This is a genomic window from Stutzerimonas stutzeri (assembly GCF_000952685.1).
Lineage (GTDB): Bacteria > Pseudomonadota > Gammaproteobacteria > Pseudomonadales > Pseudomonadaceae > Stutzerimonas > Stutzerimonas stutzeri_E.
This window is the reverse complement of record NZ_JYHV01000036.1, coordinates 1-25733: the sequence shown is the minus strand read 5'-3', so window position 1 is coordinate 25733 and position 25733 is coordinate 1. Positions and strand designations below refer to the sequence as shown.

The 25733-nt window shown below is 61.1% G+C and carries 21 protein-coding genes and 1 pseudogene; 10 read left to right on the top strand and 12 right to left on the bottom strand.

All coding sequences use genetic code 11. The features are described from left to right. Nucleotides 1-52: 52 nt before the first annotated feature. From UF78_RS18635 to UF78_RS18610, 6 genes are all read right to left on the bottom strand, one after another. Nucleotides 53-961 carry an EamA family transporter gene (locus tag UF78_RS18635; RefSeq protein WP_045163720.1) on the bottom strand — a complete coding sequence of 303 codons (909 nt, stop codon included), beginning with the start codon at nucleotides 959-961 and terminating at the stop codon, nucleotides 53-55. 158 nt (nucleotides 962-1119) lie between these two features. Continuing rightward, complete coding sequence (locus UF78_RS18630) at nucleotides 1120-2400, bottom strand: TRAP transporter large permease (RefSeq protein ID WP_045163719.1); 1281 nt, start codon at nucleotides 2398-2400, stop codon at nucleotides 1120-1122. Further along, a complete protein-coding gene (locus UF78_RS18625) occupies nucleotides 2400-2927 on the bottom strand; it encodes a TRAP transporter small permease (RefSeq protein WP_045163718.1) in 528 nt (175 codons plus the stop codon). Before UF78_RS18625 ends, UF78_RS18630 begins: the two co-directional genes overlap by 1 nt. Before the next feature lie 67 nt (nucleotides 2928-2994). Next, nucleotides 2995-3969, bottom strand: coding sequence for a TRAP transporter substrate-binding protein (locus UF78_RS18620; protein ID WP_045163725.1), 975 nt, complete (start codon nucleotides 3967-3969; stop codon nucleotides 2995-2997). Between the two features lie 84 nt (nucleotides 3970-4053). Beyond that, nucleotides 4054-4956 carry an SMP-30/gluconolactonase/LRE family protein gene (locus UF78_RS18615; protein WP_045163717.1) on the bottom strand — a complete coding sequence of 301 codons (903 nt, stop codon included), beginning with the start codon at nucleotides 4954-4956 and terminating at the stop codon, nucleotides 4054-4056. Between the two features lie 41 nt (nucleotides 4957-4997). Further along, nucleotides 4998-5822 (bottom strand): NAD-dependent epimerase/dehydratase family protein, encoded by an 825-nt coding sequence (locus tag UF78_RS18610; protein ID WP_045163716.1) that lies wholly within the window; start codon nucleotides 5820-5822, stop codon nucleotides 4998-5000. 541 nt (nucleotides 5823-6363) lie between these two features. Between UF78_RS18610 and UF78_RS22940 the strand changes: the two are divergent. Both UF78_RS22940 and UF78_RS18605 read left to right on the top strand, forming a co-directional pair. Then, a pseudogene (locus UF78_RS22940) lies at nucleotides 6364-6646 on the top strand (substrate-binding domain-containing protein); the annotation flags it as partial. Nucleotides 6647-6784: 138 nt separating this feature from the next. Further along, a complete protein-coding gene (locus tag UF78_RS18605; RefSeq protein WP_045163715.1) occupies nucleotides 6785-7942 on the top strand; it encodes an L-talarate/galactarate dehydratase in 1158 nt (385 codons plus the stop codon). Here UF78_RS18605 and UF78_RS18600 read toward each other — a convergent pair. Next, entirely contained in the window at nucleotides 7930-8835 is a 906-nt protein-coding gene (locus tag UF78_RS18600) for a LysR family transcriptional regulator (RefSeq protein ID WP_045163714.1), read from the bottom strand. The two genes, UF78_RS18605 and UF78_RS18600, sit on opposite strands and share 13 nt — an antisense overlap. A gap of 103 nt (nucleotides 8836-8938) precedes the next feature. Here UF78_RS18600 and UF78_RS18595 point away from each other — a divergent pair, with 103 nt between their 5' ends. Continuing rightward, nucleotides 8939-10078, top strand: a complete 1140-nt coding sequence (locus UF78_RS18595; RefSeq protein WP_045163713.1) for an L-talarate/galactarate dehydratase — start codon at nucleotides 8939-8941, stop codon at nucleotides 10076-10078. Nucleotides 10079-10142: 64 nt separating this feature from the next. Here UF78_RS18595 and UF78_RS18590 read toward each other — a convergent pair whose 3' ends face one another. From UF78_RS18590 to UF78_RS18575, 4 genes are all read right to left on the bottom strand, one after another. Then, a complete protein-coding gene (locus UF78_RS18590) occupies nucleotides 10143-11663 on the bottom strand; it encodes a tripartite tricarboxylate transporter permease (RefSeq protein ID WP_045163712.1) in 1521 nt (506 codons plus the stop codon). A 9-nt stretch (nucleotides 11664-11672) separates the two neighbouring features. Beyond that, complete coding sequence (locus tag UF78_RS18585; RefSeq protein ID WP_045163711.1) at nucleotides 11673-12161, bottom strand: tripartite tricarboxylate transporter TctB family protein; 489 nt, start codon at nucleotides 12159-12161, stop codon at nucleotides 11673-11675. 68 nt (nucleotides 12162-12229) lie between these two features. Further along, nucleotides 12230-13198, bottom strand: a complete 969-nt coding sequence (locus UF78_RS18580; RefSeq protein WP_045163710.1) for a tripartite tricarboxylate transporter substrate binding protein — start codon at nucleotides 13196-13198, stop codon at nucleotides 12230-12232. A 53-nt stretch (nucleotides 13199-13251) separates the two neighbouring features. Next, on the bottom strand, nucleotides 13252-14646 hold the full coding sequence (locus UF78_RS18575; protein ID WP_045163709.1) for an enolase C-terminal domain-like protein: 1395 nt from the start codon (nucleotides 14644-14646) through the stop codon (nucleotides 13252-13254). A 584-nt stretch (nucleotides 14647-15230) separates the two neighbouring features. On the opposite strand from UF78_RS18575, the gene kdgD reads away from it, so the two are divergent. The 7 genes from kdgD (at nucleotide 15231) to UF78_RS18540 (ending at nucleotide 24383) form a co-directional block, all read left to right on the top strand. Then, nucleotides 15231-16142 (top strand): 5-dehydro-4-deoxyglucarate dehydratase, encoded by a 912-nt coding sequence (kdgD, locus tag UF78_RS18570; RefSeq protein WP_045163708.1) that lies wholly within the window; start codon nucleotides 15231-15233, stop codon nucleotides 16140-16142. A 95-nt stretch (nucleotides 16143-16237) separates the two neighbouring features. Next, a complete protein-coding gene (locus UF78_RS18565) occupies nucleotides 16238-17680 on the top strand; it encodes an aldehyde dehydrogenase family protein (RefSeq protein ID WP_045163707.1) in 1443 nt (480 codons plus the stop codon). Between the two features lie 123 nt (nucleotides 17681-17803). After that, nucleotides 17804-19147: a glucarate dehydratase gene (gene gudD, locus UF78_RS18560; RefSeq protein WP_045163706.1), complete on the top strand. Its 1344-nt coding sequence runs from the start codon at nucleotides 17804-17806 to the stop codon at nucleotides 19145-19147. A gap of 126 nt (nucleotides 19148-19273) precedes the next feature. Beyond that, complete coding sequence (garD, locus tag UF78_RS18555) at nucleotides 19274-20827, top strand: galactarate dehydratase (protein WP_045163724.1); 1554 nt, start codon at nucleotides 19274-19276, stop codon at nucleotides 20825-20827. A 78-nt stretch (nucleotides 20828-20905) separates the two neighbouring features. Further along, nucleotides 20906-22318 carry an FAD-binding oxidoreductase gene (locus UF78_RS18550; protein ID WP_423831488.1) on the top strand — a complete coding sequence of 471 codons (1413 nt, stop codon included), beginning with the start codon at nucleotides 20906-20908 and terminating at the stop codon, nucleotides 22316-22318. Nucleotides 22319-22345: 27 nt separating this feature from the next. Next, nucleotides 22346-23275 (top strand): 2-hydroxyacid dehydrogenase, encoded by a 930-nt coding sequence (locus UF78_RS18545; protein WP_045163704.1) that lies wholly within the window; start codon nucleotides 22346-22348, stop codon nucleotides 23273-23275. Between the two features lie 196 nt (nucleotides 23276-23471). After that, a complete protein-coding gene (locus tag UF78_RS18540) occupies nucleotides 23472-24383 on the top strand; it encodes an aldose 1-epimerase (RefSeq protein WP_045163703.1) in 912 nt (303 codons plus the stop codon). A 255-nt stretch (nucleotides 24384-24638) separates the two neighbouring features. Here UF78_RS18540 and UF78_RS18535 read toward each other — a convergent pair. Then, the coding region (locus UF78_RS18535) for an OprD family porin (protein WP_045162429.1) at nucleotides 24639-25733 on the bottom strand (1095 nt) is incomplete at its 5' end.

Here is a 25733-nt window from a genome sequence, read left to right as displayed (position 1 = left end):
CCAAGACGGTGATCCTCAACGGAATGACCGTCAGGCCGGTTGTCCTTTCGCCTCAATGCTTGCGGTACGCCAGTAGAACGATACCGCTGACGACGATCAGGCCACCCAGCACTTGCAAGGGCCCGAGCAATTGGCCGAGCACCAGCCAGCCCAGCAGCATGCCAGCGACCGGCTCCACATTCATTACCGGCGCATTGCGCGCGATATTCAGGCGCGGCATACAGATGAACAGCGTCGAGAACGCCGCCCCGTAGAGCAATATCAGGCACCCCAGGGCGATCCAGCCGGCGCTCGCGCTTGGCAGGCTCAGACCACCCGGTATCAGGCCGCTGGCGCCAAGCAGGGCGGAGCTGCTGAATACGACGACCAGCGTCAGCATGCTGCGCACCGAACCGGCCATCGTCGATAGCTTATGCTCGGTAATCCACAGCGCGATCGCAAACACCGCGGCCGCGGTCAGGCTGAACAATATGCCGGCGACCCACTGGCCGTCCGGCGCCTCGCTGCTGACCAAGCGTGCCGGGACGTCCAGTACCAGTACCAGGCCGAACAGGATCATGCCCATGATCGCCAGCGCCTGCCGGGTCGGTTTTGGGCCGCCTAGCAGCCAGGTCAGCAGCGCAAGCATGATGGGCGACAGATTCACCACCAACAGGGCCAGCGCCACGGGAATGCGAGCCACGGCTGAGTAGATACAGAAGCTCTGAACCGCGATCAGCAGGCCGAGCAGAATCTGCCAGCGCCAAGTGGCACTGCTCAGGCGCAGGGATTCGCGCCGCCAGAAGACCAAGGTGCCTAAGGCAATCAGGGTAACGCCAGCGCGACAGAGCATGGCCAGCAGCAGTCCGGTGTCGTGATCGAAAGCAATCCGGGCGGCGATGTGATTGCCTGCGAATGAGCAGGCCAGGGTGGCCAGAACCAGTACGGCGATATGGCGTGGGAAGGGCGCAGCAGTTTGCATGGGGTCAATCCTGTCCTGGGCGGAATCCGTTCCGTTCGGCCGTGTAGCCAGATGGCAGTGGTGGCTTTTTGATGGTTATGGTTGGCGAATTGTTCGTTGGCTTGCAAAGCAAAACGCCGCCCGGGTGGGCGGCGTCCTCGCTCGTGCGCTGAGGACTGTCAGAGCACCATGCTTGGCAACCAGAGCGAGATAGCCGGAATGTAGGTTACGGCTATCAGTACCAGCAGCAGCGCGGCATAGAAGGGCAGCAGCGCCTTGACCGTGTTCTCGATCGTCACTTTGCCGATTGCTGCGCCGACGAACAAGACAGCGCCTACCGGTGGGGTGATCAGACCGATCCCGAGATTGACCAGCATGATCATACCGAAGTGCACCGGGTCGACTCCGATGCCGGTAATCACGGGCATCAGAATCGGCGTGAGAATCAGGATCAGCGGCGCCATGTCCATCAGCGTGCCGAGTACCAGCAGCATCATGTTGATGCACATCAGAATCACGTAGCGATTATCCGACAGCGTCAGAAACATCGTGGTGATCTTCGAGGGAATCTGCATCAGCGTCATGATGTAGCCGAAGCTGGCGGCGAACGCGATCAGGATCATCACCACCGACAGCGTACGCACCGTCCGGTGCAGCAACTTGGGCAGCTCACGCCACTTGTAGTCGCGGTAAATGAACATGGTCACGAAGAACGCCCAGACGACGGCAATCGAGGCGGATTCGGTCGCGGTGAATACCCCGGAAAGAATGCCGCCAAGGATGATGACCATGGTCATCAGGCCCCAGAGCGCTTCGACACAAATCTTCAGCGCCTGCTTGAGTGGAACGACCTCACCTTTGGGGTAATTGCGCACCCGAGCGAAGATCAGACACATGGTCATCATCACCGCGCTCAGCAGCAGCCCAGGGCCGATGCCGGCGATGAACAGCGATGAAATCGAGACTGTGCCGCCGGCTGCCAGCGAGAACAGCACCGAGTTATGGCTAGGTGGCGTCAGAAGTGCCTGGACCGAGCCACTGACCGTAACCGCGGTGGAAAATTCGCGCGGGTAGCCCTTCTTCTCCATTTCCGGAATCAGCACCGAACCCACCGAAGCGGTATCCGCCAAGGACGAGCCTGAGATGGCGCCGAAGAAGGTGGAGGCCATGATGTTGACCAGGGACAGACCACCGCGTACGAACCCGACCAGCACGGCAGCGAAAGCAACCAGCCTCCGCGACATACCGCCTTCGGCCATGATGGCTCCAGCCAGCACGAAGAATGGGATCGCCAGCAAAGAGAATTTGTTGACGCCGCCCGCGACCTGAATCATCACCGCGTCGAACGGGATGTCGATCCACCAGGCGCCGATCAGCGCCGACAAGCCCAGCGCATAGGCGACCGGCATCCGTAGGAGGAACAGCACAGCGAAGCTGCCAAGTAGTATCAGCGCATCCATTACACCGCCTCCTTGCTGTCTTCGACCAGCTCGTAGTTGACCGCTCGTCGATGGCTCTGGTCACCGAAAATGATTCGTTCGAGCACGAACAGCAGCGTGATCGCGCCGCCAATCGGAATAGGGGAATAGGTGATACCAACGCGCAACGTCGGCAAGGTGCTCATGAATTGATTCCAGGTGGCGATGCACAGCTTGACGCCCCAGATGGTCATGAACAGGCAGATGATGGCCATCAGGATTTGCACCAGCAGTTCGACATGGCGGTGCAGATGTTCAGGCAGACGGTCGGTGAACATGGTCACCGCCATATGCGCTCCGGCTCGATAGCTCGCCGCAGCGCCAAGAAATGTAAAGATCACCATCAGCAGGATGGCCACCGGTTCAGGCCAGCCGCCACCGGAGCCCAGCACGTAGCGCGCGAAGATCCCCCAAGGGATGATCATGGACATGACCACGATGGCCAATCCCGCGACCCATACACAGGTCATGTAGATCGCGTCGTTGACGCGCAGCAGCGTGTTTTTCATCAGACTTCACCACAAGCGCGGTGACGGGCGCAGGCCCGCCACCGCGAGACTTTTCAGAGAGAACGAATTACTGGACGGCTTCGATACGCTTGATCAGCTCGGCGTAGGGTGCGCCGTACTTCTCGCGAACCGGGGCGGTCGCGTCGTAGAAGGGCTTCTTGTCCACCTCGATGAAGGTGACGCCTTCTTCCTTGAGCTTGGCTTCGCTGCTGGCGGTCTTCTCGTCCCACAGTTTGCGCTCTTCCATCTGCGCTTCCTTGGCGTACTTCTTGACGATTTCCTGCTGTTCCGGGGTGAGCTTGTTCCAGGTCGCCTTGGACATCACGATCGGCTCGGGGAGAATCAGGTGACCGGTCAGCGAATAGTTCTTCGCAGCACGGAAGTGGTTGTGCTCGAGCATGGTAGGCGGATTGTTTTCGGCGCCGTCAACCACGCCAGTTTGCAGGGCGCTGAAGATCTCACCGGTATTCATTGCAACGCCTTGTGCGCCCATGGCGTTCAGAGTGTCGATGAACAGGGGGTTGCCCATGACACGAATTTTCATCCCCTTGAGATCTTCCAGCTTGCGAACCGGCTCTTTGGTGTAGAGGTTACGCACACCGCCATCCATCCATGCCAGACCGACCATGTTGAATTCGGAGTTGGTGATCTTGTCGAGGATCTCCTGGCCGATTTCACCGTCGATGACCTTGCGCATATGTTCATGGTCACGGAACACGAAAGGCATGTTGAAGGCGTTGACATCTGGTACTACCGGACCGAGCGTGCCGAGGCTGACGCGGGTCATTTGCACCGCACCGATCTGGACCTGCTCCACCACTTCTTTTTCCGAGCCAAGCACGCCGCCGGAGAACATGCGGAACTTGAGTTCGCCGTTCGTGGCTTCTTCAATCTTCTGGCCCATGTGTTCCTGAGCCACGACCGTCGGGTAACCGGCTGGATGGATTTCAGCGATCTTCAATGTCATGGCCGCATGGGCCGCGCTGGACAAGCAGAAGGCGAAGGGGAGTGCAGCGATGAGCAACTTGCGTTTGAAGTTCATGTGGATCTCCATCTTGTTGTTGTTGGTGAGCAGCGTTGGAACTTCAAGGCCGGACAACCGCGAGCCGGTCCTTGCATGGGTGAATCATTGACGAAAGGGTGTTTCCTCCAGTCCGCAGACGCCGGGTTGCAGGGCGAACACGCCGCCCGCTAACGGCTGGTCGGAGAGATCGCCCCCCGGACGGATGGACGTGACGAACAGGGTGTCGAGGCCAGAGCCACCAAAGGCGCACATGGCTGGCTTCTTGACAGGTACTTGCAGCGAACGATCAAGACGGCCGTCCGGCGTGAAACGGTGGATCAGGCCGGCATCGTTGCCGCAGATCCAATAGCAACCGTCGACGTCCACCGCAGCGCCATCTGGGCGACCGGCATATTGGGTCATGTCGACGAACAGACGGCGATTGCTCGGGGTGCCGCTGTCGATGTCGTAATCGAACGCCCAGATGCACTGCACGCTGGGGTGCGAGTCGGACAGATACATCGTTCGACCGTCCGGGCTGAAGCCCAACCCGTTAGGCACGACGAAGTCGTTTATCTGTGCAGCGAGCGAACCGTCGCTGGCGGAACCATCAAAGCGGTACAGCGCGCCAGCCGGGATGCCAGCAGCCATATCCATGACCATAGTGCCAGCCCAGAAACGCCCCTGGCGGTCGCAGCGTCCATCGTTGAACCGCATACCGCCGTGACCGTGCTGCACATCGATGAGGCGAGTGGCGGCAAGCGTGCCGTCATCCTGCGGAGTGATGTCGAAGACGCCGTCTTCCATTCCGGCGATCCAGCGATTCGCAGCGCCATCGCGGCGCGCGATGCAGGCGACCATCTGCTCGCCAGTCCAGCGGGTCACCGAAGCGTCCGCTGCCGCCCAGCGCTGCAATTGGCGGTTGGGAATGTCGACCCAGTAGAGCGCCTGTTCCGAGGCGATCCACACCGGGCTCTCTCCGGTAGCGTTCCGGGCATCGACGATCAGTTCTGCTTGGTTTGCCATGGCGATTCTCTTGTTGTTTTTCGCGGCGTGGCGCAAGGCGATCAATCGTCGAAGGGACCTGCTTCGCAGAACGCACCGCCTTGGTAGATCAAGGCAGGATCGTTGGGGGCGTAGGGTGGTTGCGCTTCGACCTTGTCGCGGAATACTTCTGATGTGTCCTTGGGTGTGAAGCCAAGGTGCGCCGCCATGTGGTTGTCCCACCAGACATCCCGGTTCGCCGAGGCGCCATAAACGACGGTGTGACCAACATTGGGAGTGAACAGCGAACGTCCAATCAGATCGGTCAGGTCTCGATAGCTGAGCCAGGTGGCCATCATTCGACGATTGAGCGGTTCGGGGAAGGAAGAGCCGATGCGAATGCTGACGGTCTCGATGCCGTAGCGATCGAAATAGAAGCTCGCCATGTCCTCGCCGTAGGATTTGGACAGGCCGTAGTAGCTGTCTGGGCGGCGCGGGGCGTTAGCGTCGATGGTTTCGGTCTGCTTGTGAAAACCGATGACATGGTTGGAACTGGCAAAGATCACGCGCTTGATGCCGTGCTTGCGTGCGGCTTCGTAGATATGAAATACACCGCGGATGTTGGCTTCGAGAATCTCTTCGAAAGGCCGCTCGACAGAGACGCCGCCAAAATGCGCGATCGCATCGACACCCTCGCAAAGTGCGTGTACGGCTGCTTTATCGGAGAGATCGCAAGGCATCACCTCTTCATGCGGGCCGGTGGCAGGCTCCATAGAGGCAATATCGGAGAGACGAATAACAGTGGCATAGGGTCGAAGCGTTTCGCGTAGCACCTTGCCCAAACCTCCCGCCGCGCCAGTCAGCAGGAGGCGATTGAAGGGTGTGGGTGTGGTCGTCGTGCTTGTCATTATGGGCCTGCCCGTCGCTTATTGTTTTTGATGTCATCGGTTGTCGGATGACTTGAGCTGATTATTTCTGCGACCATCGAACTTTGTCAACCGCGATTGCGATCTTCGTGCTGATGCCCAAAATGCTTGCCTTGCCTGGGAAAGCTCCGTTCGTTGCGCCTGAAAGTGGCTTGTTCTCTAGGCTTCATAGACTTCAGAGGTGAATGCAAAGCATCACGCTAGCGGGCGCAGCGGGGCAATCACATACCACTAAAGTCGAGTAGGACTCCCGTATTGGAAAAGGATGAGCAAGTCGGTCGAACCCCGTGTAGTTGTATGATGACAGCGCCAGGAGTAAGGGTGTTCAGATGTGGGCTTCAGAGCCGGTTCCTCATCCCCCTGAGGCGCCTCGACGATAGACAGTCATGAGCGACGGTAGACAGTCATGAGCAGAAAGTAGCCCGATGTTCGCCCGCCAGGCACGCCAACGCTGATCGAAGTGGCCAAGGTCGCGGGCGTTTCTCCAATCACCGTGTCGCGCGCTGGATCGGCCGAACGCGACGGGGGCGTGGTGGTCTGCAGCTCCGACACCCTGGCTCAAGGTGTACTGGCGGAGGCAGCCAGTCGCGGTCTGGCCGTCCCTGCAGACCTGGCGCTGATGGGCTTTGGCGATCTGTCCAGCGCGGCGCACAGCCCCGCCGTTGACCACTGTACGGGTCGATGGTCCGAGGATTGGCCGAGCCATTGCCGAAGCGTTGCTGGCGCGCATTGCCGAGCCCGCTCAGGCTCACGATCCGTTGCGCCTGGATGTTGTCTTCGAGCTGATCGTGCGAGACCGCGCCTGATGTTTTTAGGACTTGAATGATTGCGCAATCATCATAGGGTGAAACGGGCACTTCATTTTCGACGGTCTGACAGGTCTATGTGATTGTCTGGTCACAGCGGGCTCGGGTAGGTCGTCGGTTCCATCACCAGGAGGTTCCATGAACGACAACTGCGCGATCATCTATGCCGACGATGACCGTATCACCTGGCTACGTCTGCGCTCGGTGGCGCTGCCGCTGGCCCATCCTATAAGCGATGCGAAGGTACTCACCGGCCGGCAAAAGCCGATGACCGAAATCGCCATCCTGATCGCCGAAATCGAAACCCGCGACGGCCACCAGGGGCTGGGGTTCAGCTATTCCAAGCGCGCCGGCGGCGCGGGGCAGTTCGCCCATGCCCTGGAGGTGGCGCCCAATCTGATCGGCGAGAATCCCAGCGATATCGCCAAACTATGGGACAAACTGTGCTGGGCGGGCGCATCGGTGGGGCGCAGCGGTCTGGCGACCCAGGCCATCGGCGCCTTCGACGTGGCGCTGTGGGATCTAAAGGCACGTCGCGCCGGATTGTCGCTGGCGCGTTTGCTGGGCGCGCAGCGCGATTCGGTACGCTGTTACAACACGTCTGGTGGCTTCCTGCATACGCCGCTGGATCAGTTGATGAAGAACACTGATTTGTCGCGCGAGAAGGGCATCGGCGGGATCAAGCTCAAGGTCGGCCAGCCGGATTGGGCGCTGGATCTGCATCGGGTCGGCACGGTACGCCAGCACCTGGGCGAAGCGTTTCCACTGATGGTCGATGCCAACCAGCAATGGGACCGACCGATGGCCCGTCGCATGTGTCGACGCCTGGAACCCTTCGATCTGATATGGATCGAGGAGCCGCTGGACTGCTACGACGCCGAGGGGCACGCCGAGCTGGTGCGCCAGTTCGATACGCCAATCGCAACGGGCGAGATGCTTACCAGCCCGGCCGAACACTGGGAGTTCATTCGTCAGCGTGCTGCCGATTTCCTGATGCCTGACGCCCCGCGCGTCGGCGGCATCACGCCCTATCTGCGGGTGCAGACCCTGGCGGAACAGGCCGGCATGACATTAGCGCCGCACTTCGCCATGGAGCTGCACGTGCATCTTGCGGCGACCCACATTCATGAACCCTGGGTCGAGCACTTCGAATGGCTGGAACCGTTGTTCGAAGAACGACTGGAAATTCGCGATGGGCGGATGCTGGTGCCGAATCGACCCGGTCTGGGCTTGAGTCTGAGCGAACGGGTGGCTGGCTGGACCGCGCAGCAGGCCGAGGTGGGTCAGCGCGCCTGAGCGGGCTCGCTGGCCGCATGACGCACTGCTTCGCGAAGCGCGGCGACGGCCGGGTTGTCGTTATCGTCGCGCCAGACCAGATGTAGCTCGCTGTGTACGCCTATCGGAAGGTCGAGCGTGCGCCAACGCACTCGCTCGAAGCTCACCGCACTGGCGCTGCGCGGCACCAGTGCCAGGCCCATGCCGACGTTCACCAGGGACAGGATGGTCGATGTGTTGCTGAGTGACTGGACATAGTCCGGTTGCACGCCGGTGGAGCGGAACATGCCGGTGAGCAGCTCATTGAACGGCTGCCAGGCGGCATGCGAATAAAGGATGAACGGCTGGCCGTGCAATGCGGCCAGTTCAAGCGGCTCGAGTCGTGCCAGCGAATGCTCGTCGTGCACGGCCAGGACGAAGGGCTCGCGCACCAGACGCTCGCTGACAAGGCCCGGATCGTTCAGAGACGCACGCACGATGGCCAGGTCGATGCGCCGCGTGCGCAGGGCCTGCAGTTGCTCGAAGGTGGTCATCTCCTGTAGCGCGATCTGTACACCGGGGCGGTCGCGCCTGGCCTGTGCCACCACCCGAGGCAAAAAGTCGTAAACCGCGCTGGCGACGAAGCCGATGCTCACTGTCCCGCTTTCGCCCAGCGCAATCAGTCGCGCAGTCTGTGCCGCCCGGTGGGCCTGCTCAAGCAGCGCCTGGGCTTCGACGAAGAAGGCACGACCCGCGGCCGTCAACGCCACCGCACGGGTACTGCGGGTGAACAAGACGACGCCCAGTTGATGCTCCAACAGCTGGATCTGCCGGCTCAGCGGCGGCTGGGTCATGTGCAGGCGCTCAGCGGCGCGACGGAAATTCAACTCCGTCGCCAAAGCGGTAAAGCATCGCAGTTGCGCCAGATCAAACATTGATGCATTTCCGGTATCAATCAAGTGGATGATTAGATTAGCGCTGCATCAATCGCAACGTCCATCATGCTTTCCATACATCGTCGCGACCATGAAGGTGGACATGAAAACGTACATTTCCGATCGCGTTACTTGGGTCGGCCTGCGCTCGGTGGAGCTGCCACTGGCGCACGCTGTCAGCGATGCCAAAGTGGCGACCGGTCGGCAACCCGCATTGGCCTCGGTCAGTCTGTTGTTTGCCGAGATCGAAACCGCACAGGGGCACGCCGGCCTGGGATTCAGCTACAGCCTGCGCACTGGCGGGCCGGCGCAATATGCCCACGCTCAGGAACTCGCACCCTTGCTGATCGGAGAAGATCCCAACGACATCGCCCGACTCTGGAGCAAGCTGGCATGGGCAAGTGCTTCGGTAGGGCGGGGCGGTGTCGCGGCGCAGGCCATAGCTGCGATCGACACCGCCTTGTGGGACCTCAAGGCACGGCGCGCAGAGCTACCGTTATCCAAACTGCTGGGTGCGCAGCGCGGCTCGGTGCGCTGCTACAACTCCTCGGGCGGCTATCTGCAGGCCTCGATCGAAGAGCTCATCGACAAGGCGACGCAGTCTCGCGAGCGCGGCATTGGCGGCGTGAAGATAAAGGTCGGGCAGCCGGATAGCCGCCTCGATCTGCAGCGGGTTGATGCCTTGCGCAAACATCTCGGCGACCAGGTGCCACTGATGGTGGATGTCAATCAACAATGGGATCGCATCACCGCATTACGTGTGGGGCGAGCGCTGGAGCAGTATCAGTTGGAATGGATCGAGGAACCGCTCGATGCGCATGACGTTGCGGGGCACGCCGCTTTGGCCGCGCAACTGGATACGCCCATCGGTACCGGCGAGATGCTCACCAGCGCAGCAGAAGCTTTGGGCTATGTCGACACCGGCGCGGTCGATGTGATCATGCACGACGCGCCTCGCATGGGCGGTATCACGCCGTTTCTCAAGGTCGCCCAGGCAGCCGAACAACGCGGCATGATCATGGCGCCGCATTTCGTCATGGAAATCCATTTGCACCTTGCGGCTGCCTACGAGCATCAGGCCTGGGTCGAGCACTTCGAATGGTTGGAACCGGCCTTCAACGAGCGACTGGAAATACGCGACGGCCACATGATCGTGCCAGACCGGCCAGGCTTGGGCCTCAGCCTGCACGAGCGCGTAGCTGACTGGACGTTGGCAAAGATCGAAATAGGTAAGCGTGGCTGAGCAAAAAAACCGCGCCAAGGCGCGGTTCTATGCCCGGCGGCACCGCTTGCGCGGTGCCGCACGCTCAAGCGCGCTGCAGTTTTTCCACTGCGCTTTTACGACCGCGCAATGCGCTGAACAGATGCCAGAGCACCGACAGCAGGGCCAGCGCCAGGAAGGCCGCCGAGATGGGATTGGTGAGGAAACCCATGAAGTTGCCGTCCGAGAGCATCAGGCCGCGCCGCAGATTGGTTTCGGCCATCGGCCCGAGAATGAAGCCGATGATGAACGGCGCCGCGGGCATTCCGCCTTTGACGAAGCCATAGCCGATCAGGCCGAACAACAGAATGGTCCAGACATCGAACACCCGGCTGCTCAGACCGAACGCACCCACCACGCACAGCACCAGGATGATCGGCAGCAGAATGTGCTTGGGTACCGCCAGCAGTTTGATGAAGATCCGCAGCCCATAGAACTCCAGTACCAGCATCATTACGGAGGCCAGGATGAGGGCGGCGAAGATGGTGTAGACCAGCGCGCCCTGGGTAATGAACAGCAAGGGGCCCGGCTGGATGCCGTGAATCATGAAGCCACCGAGCAGGATCGCGGTCACGGTATCGCCCGGAATGCCGAGTGTCATCAGCGGGATCATGGCGCTGCCGATGCCGGCGTTGTTGGCCGTCTCGCTGGCGACCACGCCCTCGACCGCGCCCTTGCCGAATCGCTCGGGATGCTTGGAGCGCTTCTTGGCGATGATGTAGGAGACGATGTTCGAGGTGCCGGCCCCGATGCCCGGCAATATCCCGATCCCGATGCCGATCAGCGAGGAGCGAAACGCATTGGGAATCTGCCCGAAGAACTCCTTTATGGAGAAACCGAAGCCTTTGACGCCCTTCATGCTGACGGACGCGATCTTGCTCTTGTGCGCGGCGCGGCCCGTTTCGGCAATCTTGATCACTTCGGCCACGGCGAACATACCGATCATCACCGTCAGCATCGCGAAACCGCCGTTGAGGTTGGGCGAGTCGAAGGTGAAGCGGCGGATGGCATCGACCGGAGCGATGCCTACGGTGGAAAACGCGAAGCCCAGGGTGCCGGCGTAGATGCCCTTGAGCAGCGAGCCGGTGGACAGCGTGGCGATCAGCGTCAGCGAGAAGATCGCAATGGCGAAATACTCGTGAGGGCCGAAACGCAGAGCGATCTTCGCCAGCGAGGGGGCGATGGACATCAGCGCGACGATACTGAAGACGGTGCCGATGAAGGAGAACACCACGCCGACCCCAAGGGCCTTCAGGCCTTCGCCTTTTTCCATCATCGGCCCGCCGTCGAAGGTCGTGGCGATGGAGGCTGGCGTACCGGGAATTTTCAGCAGAATCGCCGAAATCAGACCCCCGGATGTCGCGCCGATGAACAGGGCCACTAGCAGCGATAGGCCGGCCGCCGGGCCCATGGTGTAGGTCAACGGCAGGCACAGGGCGATTGCCATGGTCGCCGAAAGCCCCGGAACTGCACCAAAGACAATGCCAACGGCGACTCCAAGGGTAATCAGGATGAAGATATAGGGAGAGAAAACCGCACCGAAACCGGCCTGCAGAAGCTCGAACATGGCCGCCTCCTAGAATTTCAGAAAGCCGGTCGGGAGCATCAGATCGAAGCCCTGCCGGAAGGTGAAGAAGATCACTGCGGAGGTCACAACCGCGATGACGACATAGGCGATGTGGTTGATCTTCTGTTCGCGAGGCGTGATCACGATGAACTGCGCATACAGATAAAGCACGGTCATGATTGGAAAGCCGACTTTCTGCAGCAGCGCGACGTATACGGCGATCAGGCCTAGCGTCTTGAAAACCGTCGGGTAGTCAGGTGGCGTTCCGGTAGATGGGTCAGCTGCCGCATCGGGATCAGCCGAAGGTTGCGTCGCCCTGGTTGCAGTCAGCAGTTGCAATACGCCCAGCAGGCAGAGCCCGACGGACAGTACATAAGGAACGGTTGATGCGTCGATGAAACCTTTGCGCGGAAGATTGATTGTCAGGAACAGGTAGAACAGGCCGGCGCCCAGCATCAGGGCTCCGACCAGTAACTCCTTTCTCTTGTAGGTATCCATGGGGCTGCTCTCGATTCAGAAGAAAGGCTGCCGGGCGCAGCGAGCGCGCCCGGCATCGGGTCGCAGGCTTACTTGCTCTGGCGCAGATCGTCCTTGTATTCCATGAACTGCTCACGGGTGTTCTTCAAGCGGTCGATGGACGCGTCGGTAGCGAAGTAGCTGACCGGTTGCTTGAACGTCTTGCGCAGCTCTTCCTCGTATTCAGGCGTCTCGGTGATCTGCTTCACGATGCCGGCCATCTTTTCGATGATGGCCGGATCGGTGCCGTCCGGGAACGCGACGACATAGGGCTTCTCCATGACGAAGTCGACGCCTTGTTCCTTGAAGGTCGGCACATCGCCCAGCAGCGGGTTGCGCTCGTCGTTGGGCTGGCCCAGGGCGACCATCTCACCGCTCGTTACGTAGTCCTGTACCGAACCGTAGCTGATCGCGGCGAGGTCGATACGGTTACCCAGCAGGGCGACGACCTTTTCCGACACCGTGCCGGCGTCGACCATCTTCAGCTTGGTATCGGTCAGACCTTCGAACATCAGGCCTTGCAGGTGCGAGTAGCTGCCCATCTCGGTGCCGTAGGTCACGCTGCTTGGCTCTGCCTTGGACTTGGAGATCAGGTCTTCCAGCGATTTCAGGCCTGAGCTTTTCGAGGCGACGAATACGGTGCCCTTGTCGACGCCCGCGATGCAGCAGATGTCGAATGCGTCCAGGCTGTCCTTGGTCAGGCCTGCGACTTCGTTGACGATCAACTGGCCCGTGTGGGTGAAGAGAATAGTATTGCCGTCCGGGTCGGCCTGCTTGACCTGCTCGGCAGCCAAGGTGCCGCCGCCGCCCGCGACGTTGGTGATGACCATCGCTTCGCCGGTGATCTTGGTGAAGTATTTGGCCATGGTGCGGGCATTGAAGTCGGTGTCGCCGCCGGCATTGGCGATGACCACGACCTGCACAGGTCGCGTCGGCCATTCGGTTTCGGCGGCATAGGCGCCGCTGACTGCGGTTGCAAGCAGGGCGGAAACGAGGGAGGCGCTGATAGCTTTTTTCATTGTTGGGTCTCTCCGTGGTTGGGGTTGCGGCGCTTCGTTTGTATCTTTTCTGGTTATTGACGCCCCAGGCTTGGCTGCTTGGGATCGTATTTCCAGCCAGGCACCAGATACTGCATGGCCATGGCATCGTCTCGGGCGCCGGTGGCGACCTTGTTGTAGAGCTCGTGCGCGGCAGCGATTCGATCCATGTCCGGTTCGATGCCGAGTCCCGGCTTGTCTGGCACTTGCACCGCGCCACCGACGATCTGCAGCGGTTCGCGGGTCAGGCGCTCCTGGCCTTCTTGCCAGATCCAGTGGGTGTCGATGGCGGTGATGTTGCCCGGCGCTGCAGCCGCGGCGTGGGTGAACATCGCCAGCGAGACGTCGAAGTGATTGTTCGAATGCGAACCCCAGGTCAGGCCGAACTGCTCGCACATCTGCGCCAGTCGAACCGAGCCCTGCATGGTCCAGAAATGTGGATCGGCCAGCGGGATGTCGACTGCTTCGAGGCGCAGCGAATGGCCCATCTGCCGCCAGTCGGTGGCGACCATGTTGGTGGCGGTGGGAATGCCCGTTGCGCGCTTGAACTCGGCCATGATCTCGCGACCGGAGTAGCCGTTTTCGGGACCGCAAGGATCTTCGGCGTAGGACAGGATGTGGCCCTGGCCTTTGCACAGCTCGATGGCTTCGGCCAGGGACCAGGCGCCGTTTGGATCGAGCGTGACACGTGAGTCCGGAAAGCGCGCCTTGATGCCTGCAATCGCCTGCATCTCTTCGCTGCCGCGCATCACGCCGCCTTTGAGTTTGAAGTCCTTGAAGCCATAGCGCGCCGTGGCGGCTTCGGCAAGCCGGACGATGGAGGCTGGGGTGACCGCCTCCTGATGGCGAAGGTGGTACCAATCGTCGGCCGAACCGCTGCCGGCCAGATAAGGCAGGTCGGTGCGGGTGCGATCACCTATATAGAAGAGGTACGCCAGCATCGGCACACTGTCACGCTGCTGGCCGCTGCCGAGCAATTCTGCGACAGGCACGTTGAGATGCTGTCCGAGCAGGTCGAGGAGGGCGGCTTCGACCGCGGTGATGACATTGTCCAGTCGCAGGTTGATCTCGTGTGGCTGTTTGAGTACCGCGGCTTCGGCTTCGGAGGTCACCTCATGTTGGGTGGCCTGCGGCCCTTTCGCCGAGCCGCCCGCAATAGCCTGGCGCAGGGCGTTGAGCACGCGGTTGTAGCGGCCGACCTGTTGCCCCACGACGAGCCCTTTGGTGCGCTCCAGCGCTTGACGGATGCCTTCGCCGCCGGGGACTTCGCCGATCCCCTTGTGCCCGGCGCTGTCTTCAAGCACCACGAGGTTGCGAGTGAAATAGGGCGCATGCGCACCGCAGAGGTTCAGCAGCATGCTGTCGTAGCCCGCCACGGGGATGACCTGCATCCGGGTCACGATAGGGGTGTTGGCTTTGAGGTCTGACATCGAGTCGCGGGCTCCTGATTGTTCTTGTGAGCTCAATGATTGGATAGGGAGGGTGGCGCTATCAGCCAAGCCCTCGCGTACAGCTGTCTGACCGTGAACGATTCGCGGCCGGCGCGCTCGCCAGGCTGTAATGGTTATCGGAACGACTTGCCCGCTGAGGCAAGACAGCGGTGGAGATGTGGGCAACAGGCCTGGGCGCTGCAGAGAAGAAATGCGCGGAATGAGACATGGCTTTTTAAGCTCTGTTTGTTTTGTCATACGTTGTCGTATGACTTGATTCGATTTTTATCAGCGCCGATGGTGGTTGTCAAATGACGGAAACATAAAAATTGTTCTGTGTGACTGCTCGGTCGACGCCAGGTTTCGCCTCCTTCAGGATCTGGTGTTCTTTTTCAGAATACAAGAAATGCCGCGAATCCCGCCTATCGCGATGACTCGGGGGAGTTGGCCATATTCAGAGGGAGCGAACGAGGAGAAGAAGAAAATCGTCAAAACCGGTAGCGTGTTTTAGAGTTGTACGATAACGTATCTCAAGGCTGCGGCCCCTTCCTCAAATACCGATAGCTTCACAGGATGCTCAAACAATGAACCCACAAGAACTGAAGGCCATCCTCTCTTCTGGTCTGCTCTCTTTTCCTGTTACCGATTTTGACCAGCAAGGCGACTTCAATCGCGCCGGGTATATCAAGCGGCTGGAGTGGCTGGCACCTTATGGCGCGACTGCCTTGTTCGCGGCCGGCGGCACTGGCGAGTTCTTCTCGCTGACCCCACAGGAGTATCCGGACATCATCAAGACCGCGGTTGATACCTGTGCCGGTCAGGTGCCGATCCTCGCTGGCGTTGGCGGTCCTACCCGTCAGGCCATTGCCTATGCGCAGGAAGCTGAGCGCCTTGGCGCGAAGGGTCTGCTGCTGCTGCCGCATTACCTGACCGAAGCCAGCCAGGAAGGTGTTGCGCGTCATGTGGAAGAGGTCTGTAAGTCGGTCAACATTGGCGTCGTGGTTTATAACCGCAACGTGTGCCGTCTGACCGCGCCGCTGCTAGAGCAACTGGCCGAGCGTTGCCCGAACCTTGTGGGCTATAAGGATGGCCTCGGTGACATCGAGCTGATGGTCTCCATTCGCCGTCGCTTGGGCGATCGCCTCACCTACCTGGGCGGTCTGCCTACCGCAGAAGTCTATGCCGCCGCCTATAAGGCACTCGGCGTACCGGTTTATTCCTCCGCGGTGTTCAACTTCGTTCCGAAGTTGGCAATGGACTTCTACGGCGCTATCTCCCGTGACGATCATGAAACCGTCGGTAAGCTGATCGATGATTTCTTCCTGCCGTATCTCGACATCCGCAATAAGTGCAAAGGCTACGCGGTCAGCATCGTCAAGGCGGGCGCGAAGATTTCCGGTTACGACGCAGGTCCCGTGCGCGCACCACTGACCGATCTGCGCCCGGACGAGTACGAAGCGCTCGCCGCACTGATCGCGAAGCAGGGCGCTCAATAAAGGCCCGCCCGCTCTATCACTCGCCCCACCCGCCGCTTCAGATGCCCGTCATCATAGTCAGGGCATCGGCGGCGGACCTCACGAAGGAGAGTTCCGTGGCAGAAGCAAAGCGTTATGACAACTACATCGATGGCCAATGGGTTGCAGGCAAAAACTACCAGGCCAATATCAATCCGTCCGATCTGTCGGACGTCATCGGCGAATACGCTCAGGCGGACGCGTCGCAGGTCGAAGCCGCCATCGCAGCAGCACGTAAGGCATTTCCCGCTTGGTCGACTTCCGGTATTCAGGCACGTGCCGATGCCCTGGAAAAGGTAGGACTGGAAATCCTGGCGCGCCGCGAAGAGCTGGGTAATCTGCTCGCTCGGGAAGAAGGCAAGACCCTGCCGGAAGCCATCGGTGAAGTGTCCCGTGCCGGCAACATCTTCAAGTATTTCGCGGGTGAATGCCTGCGCCAGGCGGGTGAAACCCTGCAGTCGGTCCGCCCGGGCGTCAGCGTTGAAGTCACCCGGGAACCGCTGGGCGTGATCGGTCTGATTACCCCCTGGAACTTCCCGATCGCCATTCCGGCGTGGAAGATTGCCCCGGCGCTGGCCTACGGCAACTGCGTGGTGATCAAACCGGCGGATCTGGTTCCCGGCTGCGCCTGGGCGATCGCCGAGATTATTTCACGTGCTGGCTTCCCGGCGGGTGTGTTCAACTTGGTGATGGGCAAGGGCCGTGAAGTGGGCGAAGCCATCGTTAACGACAAGCGCGTCGATGGCGTTAGCTTCACCGGTTCGGTGGGTGTTGGTCGCGGCATCGCGGCGACTTGCGTGGGACGTCAGGCCAAGGTTCAGCTGGAAATGGGTGGCAAGAACCCGCAGATCATTCTGGACGATGCCGATCTCAATACCGCCGTCGAACTGGCCGCGCAAAGTGCGTTCTATTCGACCGGCCAGCGTTGCACCGCTTCCAGCCGCATCATCGTGACCGAAGGCATCTACGATCGTTTCGTCGAAGCCATGATCGAGCGCATCAAGAAGATCAAGGTCGGTTCTGCTCTGGAGCAGGGCGTGGATGTCGGCCCGGTGGTTTCTCAGGCCCAGCTGGAACAGGACCTGAAATACATCGAAATCGGCAAGCAAGAGGGTGCACGCCTGGCCTGCGGTGGCGAGCGTGTCAGCTGCGGGACAGAAGGTTACTTCCTGGCGCCGACGTTGTTCGTCGACAGCACCGCCGACATGCGCATCAGCCGTGAAGAGATCTTCGGGCCAGTGGCCAACGTGGTGAAGGTCAAGGACTACGACGAAGCGCTGGCCATGGCCAACGACACCGAGTTCGGCCTGTCGGCGGGCATCTGCACTACCTCGCTGAAGTACGCCAACCATTTCAAGCGTCATTCTCAGGCGGGAATGGTGATGGTCAACCTGCCGACCGCCGGCGTGGATTACCACGTGCCATTCGGCGGGCGCAAAGGCTCGTCCTATGGCCCGCGCGAGCAGGGACGCTACGCCCAGGAGTTCTACACCACGGTGAAGACCACCTATATCGGCTGATCAGCCGTGCCGCTTGACACGGCGCACCCTGTCCGAGCCGCCTAGCGTCTCGGCGGGTCGCGCCCATGGCGAACAGATCGCTGTACCCGCAACGCGGACCATAAGAACAAAAGAGAGACGCATATGAACAATTCTGTGAATCATGGTGCTCCGGTAATCACCGAACTTCGGGTGGTTCCGGTCGCAGGTCAAGACAGCATGCTGCTCAACCTGAGCGGCGCCCATGGTCCGTATTTCACCCGCAACATCCTCATTCTCAAGGACAGCGCCGGCAATACAGGTGTCGGCGAGGTCCCCGGTGGCGAGGCGATCCGCAAAACGCTGGACGACGCTCGCGCCATTCTGATCGGCCAATCGGTTGGTAATTTCAACGGTTTGCTGAACCAGGCGCGCAAGGCCTTCGCCGACCGCGACGTTGGTGGCCGCGGCTTGCAGACCTTCGATCTGCGCATTGCGATCCACGCGATCACCGCCATCGAGTCGGCGCTGCTCGACCTGCTCGGCCAGCATCTCGGCGTACCGGTTGCTGCACTGCTCGGTGACGGCCAGCAGCGCGACGAAGTCGAAATGCTCGGCTATCTGTTCTTCATCGCCGATCGCAACAAGACTGACCTCGGCTACCGCGACGAATCGAACGCCAGCGATAACTGGTTCCGTGTGCGCAACGACGAAGCGCTGACCCCCGAGACAGTCGTGCGCCAGGCCGAGGCGGCCTATGAGCGTTACGGTTTCAAGGATTTCAAACTCAAGGGTGGCGTGCTGCCGGGCAGCGAAGAGGTCAAGGCCATCCGCGCGCTGGCCGAGCGCTTCCCCGATGCCCGCATCACCCTGGACCCAAACGGCGCTTGGTCACTGGCTGAAGCCATCGACCTGTGCAAGGACCTGCACGGCGTGCTGGCCTATGCCGAAGACCCATGCGGCGCCGAGAACGGTTACTCCGGTCGGGAAGTCATGGCCGAGTTCCGCCGTGCCACCGGCCTGCCGACCGCGACGAATATGATCGCGACTGATTGGCGGCAGATGGGTCACACCGTCCAGTTGCAATCAGTGGACATCCCATTGGCGGACCCGCACTTCTGGACCATGAGCGGCTCGGTTCGTGTCGCGCAGATGTGCAACGACTGGGGCCTCACCTGGGGCTCGCATTCCAACAACCACTTCGACATCTCATTGGCGATGTTCACGCATGTAGCCGCAGCCGCGCCGGGAAAGATCACCGCGATCGATACCCATTGGATCTGGCAGGACGGCCAATACCTGACCCGCGAACCGCTGCAGATCGTCGGCGGCAAGGTCGCTGTACCGGCCAAGGCGGGTCTGGGTGTGGAACTGGATGAAGATGCGCTGCAGAAGGCCCATGAGCTTTACCTGTCCAAAGGACTGGGCGCTCGGGACGACGCTATCGCCATGCAGTACCTGATTCCGGAATGGACCTTCAACAACAAGAAGCCGTGCATGGTGCGTTGATTTCACCCACCAGCCAGTAGGGCGGGCTGGACGGCGATCCGCCTCAGTCCACCCTATGTCTGTGATTCCCTTGCGCAGAGCACCAGACAACAACCGGCCTGACCGGAGACCGATATGAACGACACCGTGGAACTGATTCAGCATCAAGATTCGCCGCGTTACATTCGCCTCAACGAGGCGGACAACGTGGCCGTGGTGGTCAACGATGGCGGTGTGCCGACCGGTGCCCGGTTCGAGGATGGCCTGGTGACGGTCGAAAGCGTGCCCCAGAGCCATAAGGTGGCGCTGGTGGACATTCCCGAAGGAGAGCCTGTGCGCCGCTATGGCCAGATCATCGGCTATGCGCTCGAGCCGCTGCGTCGCGGCTCATGGGTGAAGGAAACCCAGCTGAAGATGCCCAGCGCGCCACCGCTTGATAGCTTGCCGCGTGCCAATGCGGTACCGGACAAGCTCGCCCCGCTGGAAGGCTACACCTTCGAGGGTTATCGCAACGCCGACGGCACGGTGGGCACGCGCAATATCCTCGGCATCAGCACCACAGTGCAGTGCGTGACCGGCGTGCTGGAACACGCGGTCAAGCGCATTCGCGATGAGCTGCTGCCCAAATACCCCAACGTCGATGATGTAGTGGCGCTGACTCACAGCTATGGCTGCGGCGTGGCCATCAATGCGCGCGACGCCTACATCCCGATCCGCACCGTGCGCAACCTGGCGCGCAACCCGAACCTGGGTGGCGAGGCGCTGGTCATCAGCCTCGGCTGCGAGAAACTCCAGGCCGAGCAGGTGATGCACGAGGGCGATCCTTCGGTGGACCTGCGTGACCCCTGGCTCTATCGCCTGCAGGAGTCCAATACCGGATTTGGCGAAATGATCGAGCAGATCATCGCCCTGGCCGAAACGCGGCTGAAGAAACTCGACCAGCGTCGCCGCGAGACGGTACCGGCGTCCGAGCTTGTGCTTGGTATGCAGTGCGGCGGCAGCGACGCCTTCTCGGGTATCACCGCCAATCCGGCGTTGGGCTATGCGTCGGACTTGCTGGTTCGCGCCGGCGCCACCGTGATGTTCTCCGAAAATACCGAGGTTCGCGACGCGGTGTACATGCTCACCGCCCGCGCCGAGTCGACTGAAATCGCCGACGCACTGATCGCCGAGATGGACTGGTACGACCAGTACCTGGAGCGCGGCGCCGCGGATCGCAGCGCCAACACCACGCCGGGTAACAAGAAGGGCGGGTTGTCCAATATCGTCGAGAAGTCGCTGGGCTCGATCGTCAAATCCGGCAGCGGCGCCATCAATGGCGTGGTCGGGCCGGGCGAGCGGGTCGATCGCAAGGGGCTGATATTCTGTGCCACGCCAGCCAGTGACTTCGTTTGCGGCACGCTTCAGTTGGCAGCCGGCATGAACCTGCACGTGTTCACGACCGGCCGCGGCACGCCGTACGGCCTGGCCATGGCGCCGGTGGTGAAGGTGGCGACCCGTACCGAGCTGGCCGAACGCTGGCCGGATCTGATCGACATCGACGCGGGCCGCATCGCCAGCGGCCGCGCGACTCTCGAGGAGCTGGGCTGGGAGCTGTTCCACTACTACCTGGATGTCGCCAGCGGTCGCAAGAAGACCTGGGCCGAGCAACACCGGCTGCACAACGACATCGTGCTGTTCAATCCGGCGCCCATCACCTGACCACAGCACGAAAATGAATCAACGCATCCGCCTGGTGCGCTGTAGCGAATGTTCTAACTGCGGGAGGTCGAGATGAGCATGCTGCCGGACGAATTCATCCGCGAGATTGAACGCATCGTCGGTGCAATCGGCATCGTTCGTGATGCCGAGCGCATGCAGAGCTATCTGAGCGACTGGCGCAACGCCTACCGTGGCGACGCGGCGCTGGTGATTCGCCCGGCCAGCACCGAAGAGGTCGCATCCGTAGTACGGCTCTGCAACCAATACCAGGTGACACTGGTTCCGCAGGGTGGCAATACGGGTTTGTGTGGCGGCTCGATTCCGGATGCAAGCGGCACCCAGGTGGTGCTGTCCTTGACCCGCATGACCCGTATTCGCGAAGTCGACCCGGCGAACGAAACCATCACCGTAGAGGCGGGTGTCATCCTGCAGACGCTGCAAGAGGCGGCTGCTGAGGCAGGGCGGTTGTTTCCGTTGGCGCTTGGCGCGCAGGGCAGCTGCACTGTGGGTGGCAATCTCGCCACCAACGCCGGCGGCACTGCGGTGTTGCGCTACGGCAACATGCGTGATCTCGCCCTTGGCCTGGAAGTTGTGCTGCCGGACGGGCGGATCTGGAACGGCCTTCGCGGGTTGCGCAAGGACAACACCGGCTACGACCTCAAGCAGCTGTTCATTGGTTCGGAAGGCACGCTCGGCGTTATCACTGCGGCGGTGCTCAAGCTGTATCCGGCCGTGCGCAGCACGACCACCGCCTGGGTGGCCTTGCCCAGCGCCCAGGCCGCGGTGGAGTTGATCGGCGTCATTCGTGAGCTCTGTGGCGACCGTCTGACCGGCTTCGAACTGATGTCGCGGCAAAGCGTCGAGTTCGTGCTGAGCCACGTCGCGGGATGCAGCGATCCGTTCGCCGAGCCTCACCCCTGGTATGTACTGATCGAACTCAGCGATACCCAGCCGGATGCGCCGCTCAACCAACTGTTAGAGGTGGGCATCGGCGAAGCGCTGGAGCGCGAGCTGGCGATCGATGCCGTGCTGGCCGGGAGTGAAGCCCAGGTGGCGGCGTTGTGGGCCATGCGCGAAGGTATTTCCGAGGCGCAGAACCATGAAGGTCCAAGCCTCAAGCACGACATCAGCGTGCCGGTGAGCTCGATTCCGGCATTCATCGAAGCGACCAATCAGCGCCTTATCGAGCAGTTCCCCGGCGTACGCATCGTTGCCTACGGCCATGTCGGCGACGGCAACCTGCACTACAACATCAGCAAGCCGATCGGCTGCCAAGATGCGGTCTTCAAGGCGCACCAGGAGGCGATCATGCGGGTGATCTATGACGTCACCATGAGCCTGCGTGGCAGTATCAGCGCCGAGCATGGGCTTGGCCAGGCCAAGCGCGACGCGGCCAAGCATTACAAGGACCCGCTAGAGCTAGAGCTGATGCGCGCGCTCAAGGCGACGTTCGACCCCAAAGGGTTGATGAATCCCGGCAAAGTGCTCTAACCGAATCTCTCTCTCAGAGGTAATCCCGTGACCTGTATTCTCCAGCTCGGCCCCCTGACCGAACGCTTCAACCGCGACCTGGCCGCGGAGCATGAGGTACTGCGCATCTGGGAGCAGGACGCGAATGTTTTGCTCGATCAGCACGCCCAACGCATCGAAATCGTGGTGACCTCGGCGCGCTTCGGTTGCACCGCAGAATTGATCGAGCGGCTGCCCAACCTTAAGGCGATCATCAGTTCCGGTGTCGGTTATGACTCCATCGCCGTGGGAGCGGCGCGGGAGCGGGGCATTCCAGTAAGCAACACGCCAGATGTGCTCAACGACTGCGTTGCAGACCTTGCCTTCGGGTTGGTTATCGACTGTGCTCGCCAGATTTCCCGGGCTGACCGTTTCGTTCGTAACGGCGAGTGGCTCTCAGGTGGCCTGCCTTTGGCGAGCAAGGTTTACGGCAAACGACTCGGCATCGTCGGTCTTGGTCGCATCGGCGAGGCTGTCGCCAAGCGCTCCAGTGGTTTCGACATGCAGGTGCGCTACCACAATCGTCAGCCGGTCGAAGGTTGTGAGTACGGCTACGAGTCTGACCTGATCGAATTGGCACGCTGGAGTGATTTTCTGGTGCTGACCTGCCCTGGCGGGAAAAGCACCCGTAATCTCATCCATCGCGAGGTTCTGGACGCGCTTGGCGCGAAAGGCACGCTGATCAACGTATCGCGCGGCTCGGTGGTGGACGAACCGGCATTGGTCGAAGCGTTGCTTGAGGGCCGCCTGGGCGGTGCCGGGCTGGACGTGTACGCCCAGGAGCCGAATGTGCCGCACGCCTTGCTCGACCTGCCGAACGTCGTCCTGCTGCCTCATATCGGTAGCGCCACCGAGGAAACCCGGCGGGCGATGGAAGAATTGCTGTTGGCCAATCTGCGCGCGTTTATCGAGCGTGGAGAAGTGCTGACAGCGGTCTGAGCGCACTTACCGGAGCGCTTCGGACTGGAGGCGGCAACCGTCGCCACAACGAGCCCTGGCCAGAAGCCCGGGTTCGACATTTCTGAGCGACATCCCAATGGCGTTACCACAGCCACAGTCACAAGCGTGTGGGTGTGGGGCGCCGCTTACATTCACATCCGCGAGTGATAACGGCTCGCCTGAGGAGTCATCTGCCATGTCCGATCGCCAACCGAGTCTGACCGAGATCGAACTGCGGCATGGTTCGCTGCAGGTGTCGGTTTGTCCGGGGTTGGGTGGGGCGATCACGCGCCTGAGTATTGACGGTATTGACCTATTGCGGCCATGGGACGGTTCCGACAGCGTCCGTCGTGCCGGCTGCTTCGTCCTGGCACCATTTTCCAATCGAGTCGGCGGTGGCGCCTTCGAGCACGAAGGCGAGCACTATCCACTGCGCCGATTGTCACCTGACCATCCGCTGCCGATTCATGGCGTCGTCTGGAAAAGGGCCTGGATCGTGGCCGAACAGGCATCGGCCAGCCTGAGCCTCGCCGTCACGCATCGACCGGAGGGCGACGCGGTCCTTGATTGGCCGTTCGCCTTCGAGCTGGAGCATCGAATTGAGCTCGGTGATGGAGGCGTTACGCTGCACCTGAATTTGCGCAATACCGACACCCGCTCGATGCCTGCCGGGCTAGGTTGGCATCCGTACTTCTTGCGCCATGACGATTGCCGGCTGCAGTTCGCGGCGCGCTCCGTTTGGCAAAACGACTCGCAAGGCGTGCCGTCGCATCTGTCGCAGATTCCGGCACAATGGGACTTCGCGACCGCCAGGCAGCTGCAGGAGCCAGGGTTGGATAACTGTTTCGTTGGCCGTACCGCGCCAGTGCTGATTCGCTGGCCAGGGCAGGGCGTCGAGCTGAGCATGAACGCCAACGAGGCACTTGCTCATCTGGTGGTGTTCACGCCACCTGCTGATATGGGCTTCTTCGCAGTGGAACCGGTATCCCACGCCAATAACGCCCTTGGCATGGACGATCCGGTCGCGAACGGGATGCGGCTGTTGTTGCCTGGCGAGACGATGCAGGTCAGTTGCCAGCTGAACATCAAGCGCATCGGTGTCGAGTAAGACTGCCACGCGATGCGGTGACGCATAACCGCGGCGATCGCTTTCCTGCTCTGGCTGATCGCCTGCAAGGGACCAGCATCCCTGGGCGCCTACGAAGAGGTCCAGCTATTCGAGCGCGCGATGCGCCGATCTCTCCACTTGTTCGTGCAGATCCTAAGTCTCTCTTCAATCACCGAAAAAAAGCCCGTCACGAGGACGGGCGAAAGTTTCCGCAACAGGAGCGAGGAGCGTTGCGTCCAGCGTGGTGGATGCCGCTTACAAGATGGAGATCGGGTAGTTGAAGATCAGGCGGTTCTCGTCCAGGTCACGGGTGTTGGCCTGGGAGCGGAAGCTCGAGTTGCGCCACTTGATGTTGAGGTTCTTCGCCGGGCCGTTCTGGACGGTGTAGGCCAGTTCGGTTTCGCGGCCCCATTCCTTGGCATCGTCGTCGGCGGCGGTCTTGATGTTGTCGCCGCTGATGTAGCGGTTCATCAGGGTCAGACCCGGCACACCCATGGCGGCGAAGTTATAGTCGTGACGCACCTGCCAGGAGCGTTCGCCGGCGTTGTCGTAGGAATTGTTGAAGCTATCGTTGGCCAGCGAGCCGCCGCTGGTGCCGTTGACGCGCATCCAGCCGGTATCGCCGCTGACTTTCTGCAGGCCGACGTAGAAGGTGTTGCCACCAGTTTTCAGACCGAACAGACCGGAGTAGGTCTTGTTGTCCAGCTCGCCTGCCAGCGCGCTGCCGTCCTCGTCCCCCTGGAAGTAGCCCAGGTTGGCGGTCAGGGCCAGGTCGGAGCCCAACGGCTGAGTGTGCAGCAGCTGAACGTACTGCTGTTCGTAGACGTCCTTCAGCTCGGCAGTCCACAACCCTACGGTGGTGCGCTTTTCATTGAAGGCGTATTCGCCACCCAGGTAGTTGAAGCGGTCGGAGACGCCACCGCCGTAGCTCATGTCTTCCATGCTGGCGTCGTCGCGCGGGCTGTTCTGACGGAACTGACCGCCGCTGAGGGTCAGGCCATCGATTTCGCGCGAGGTGACCATGCCGCCCTCGAAGGTCTGCGGCAGCGAACGGCCGTCGTCGGCGCGCAGGATCGGCAGTACCGGCATCATTTCGCCGATTTTCAGCTCGGTATTGGAAAACTTGGCTTTCGCCGCGACGCCCAGACGACCGAAATCATCGGCCGGACGACCATCGCTATGACGCGGCAGCAAGCCGGTGCCGTAGGTACCGCCACCGCCATCGAGTTTGACCGCCAGACCGGCGAGCACGTCAACGCCAAAGCCGACCGGGCCCGGGGTATAGCCGGACTGGATGTTGAGTATGAAGCTCTGGGTCCATTCCTCGGCTTTGCTGCGGTCGGTGATCGA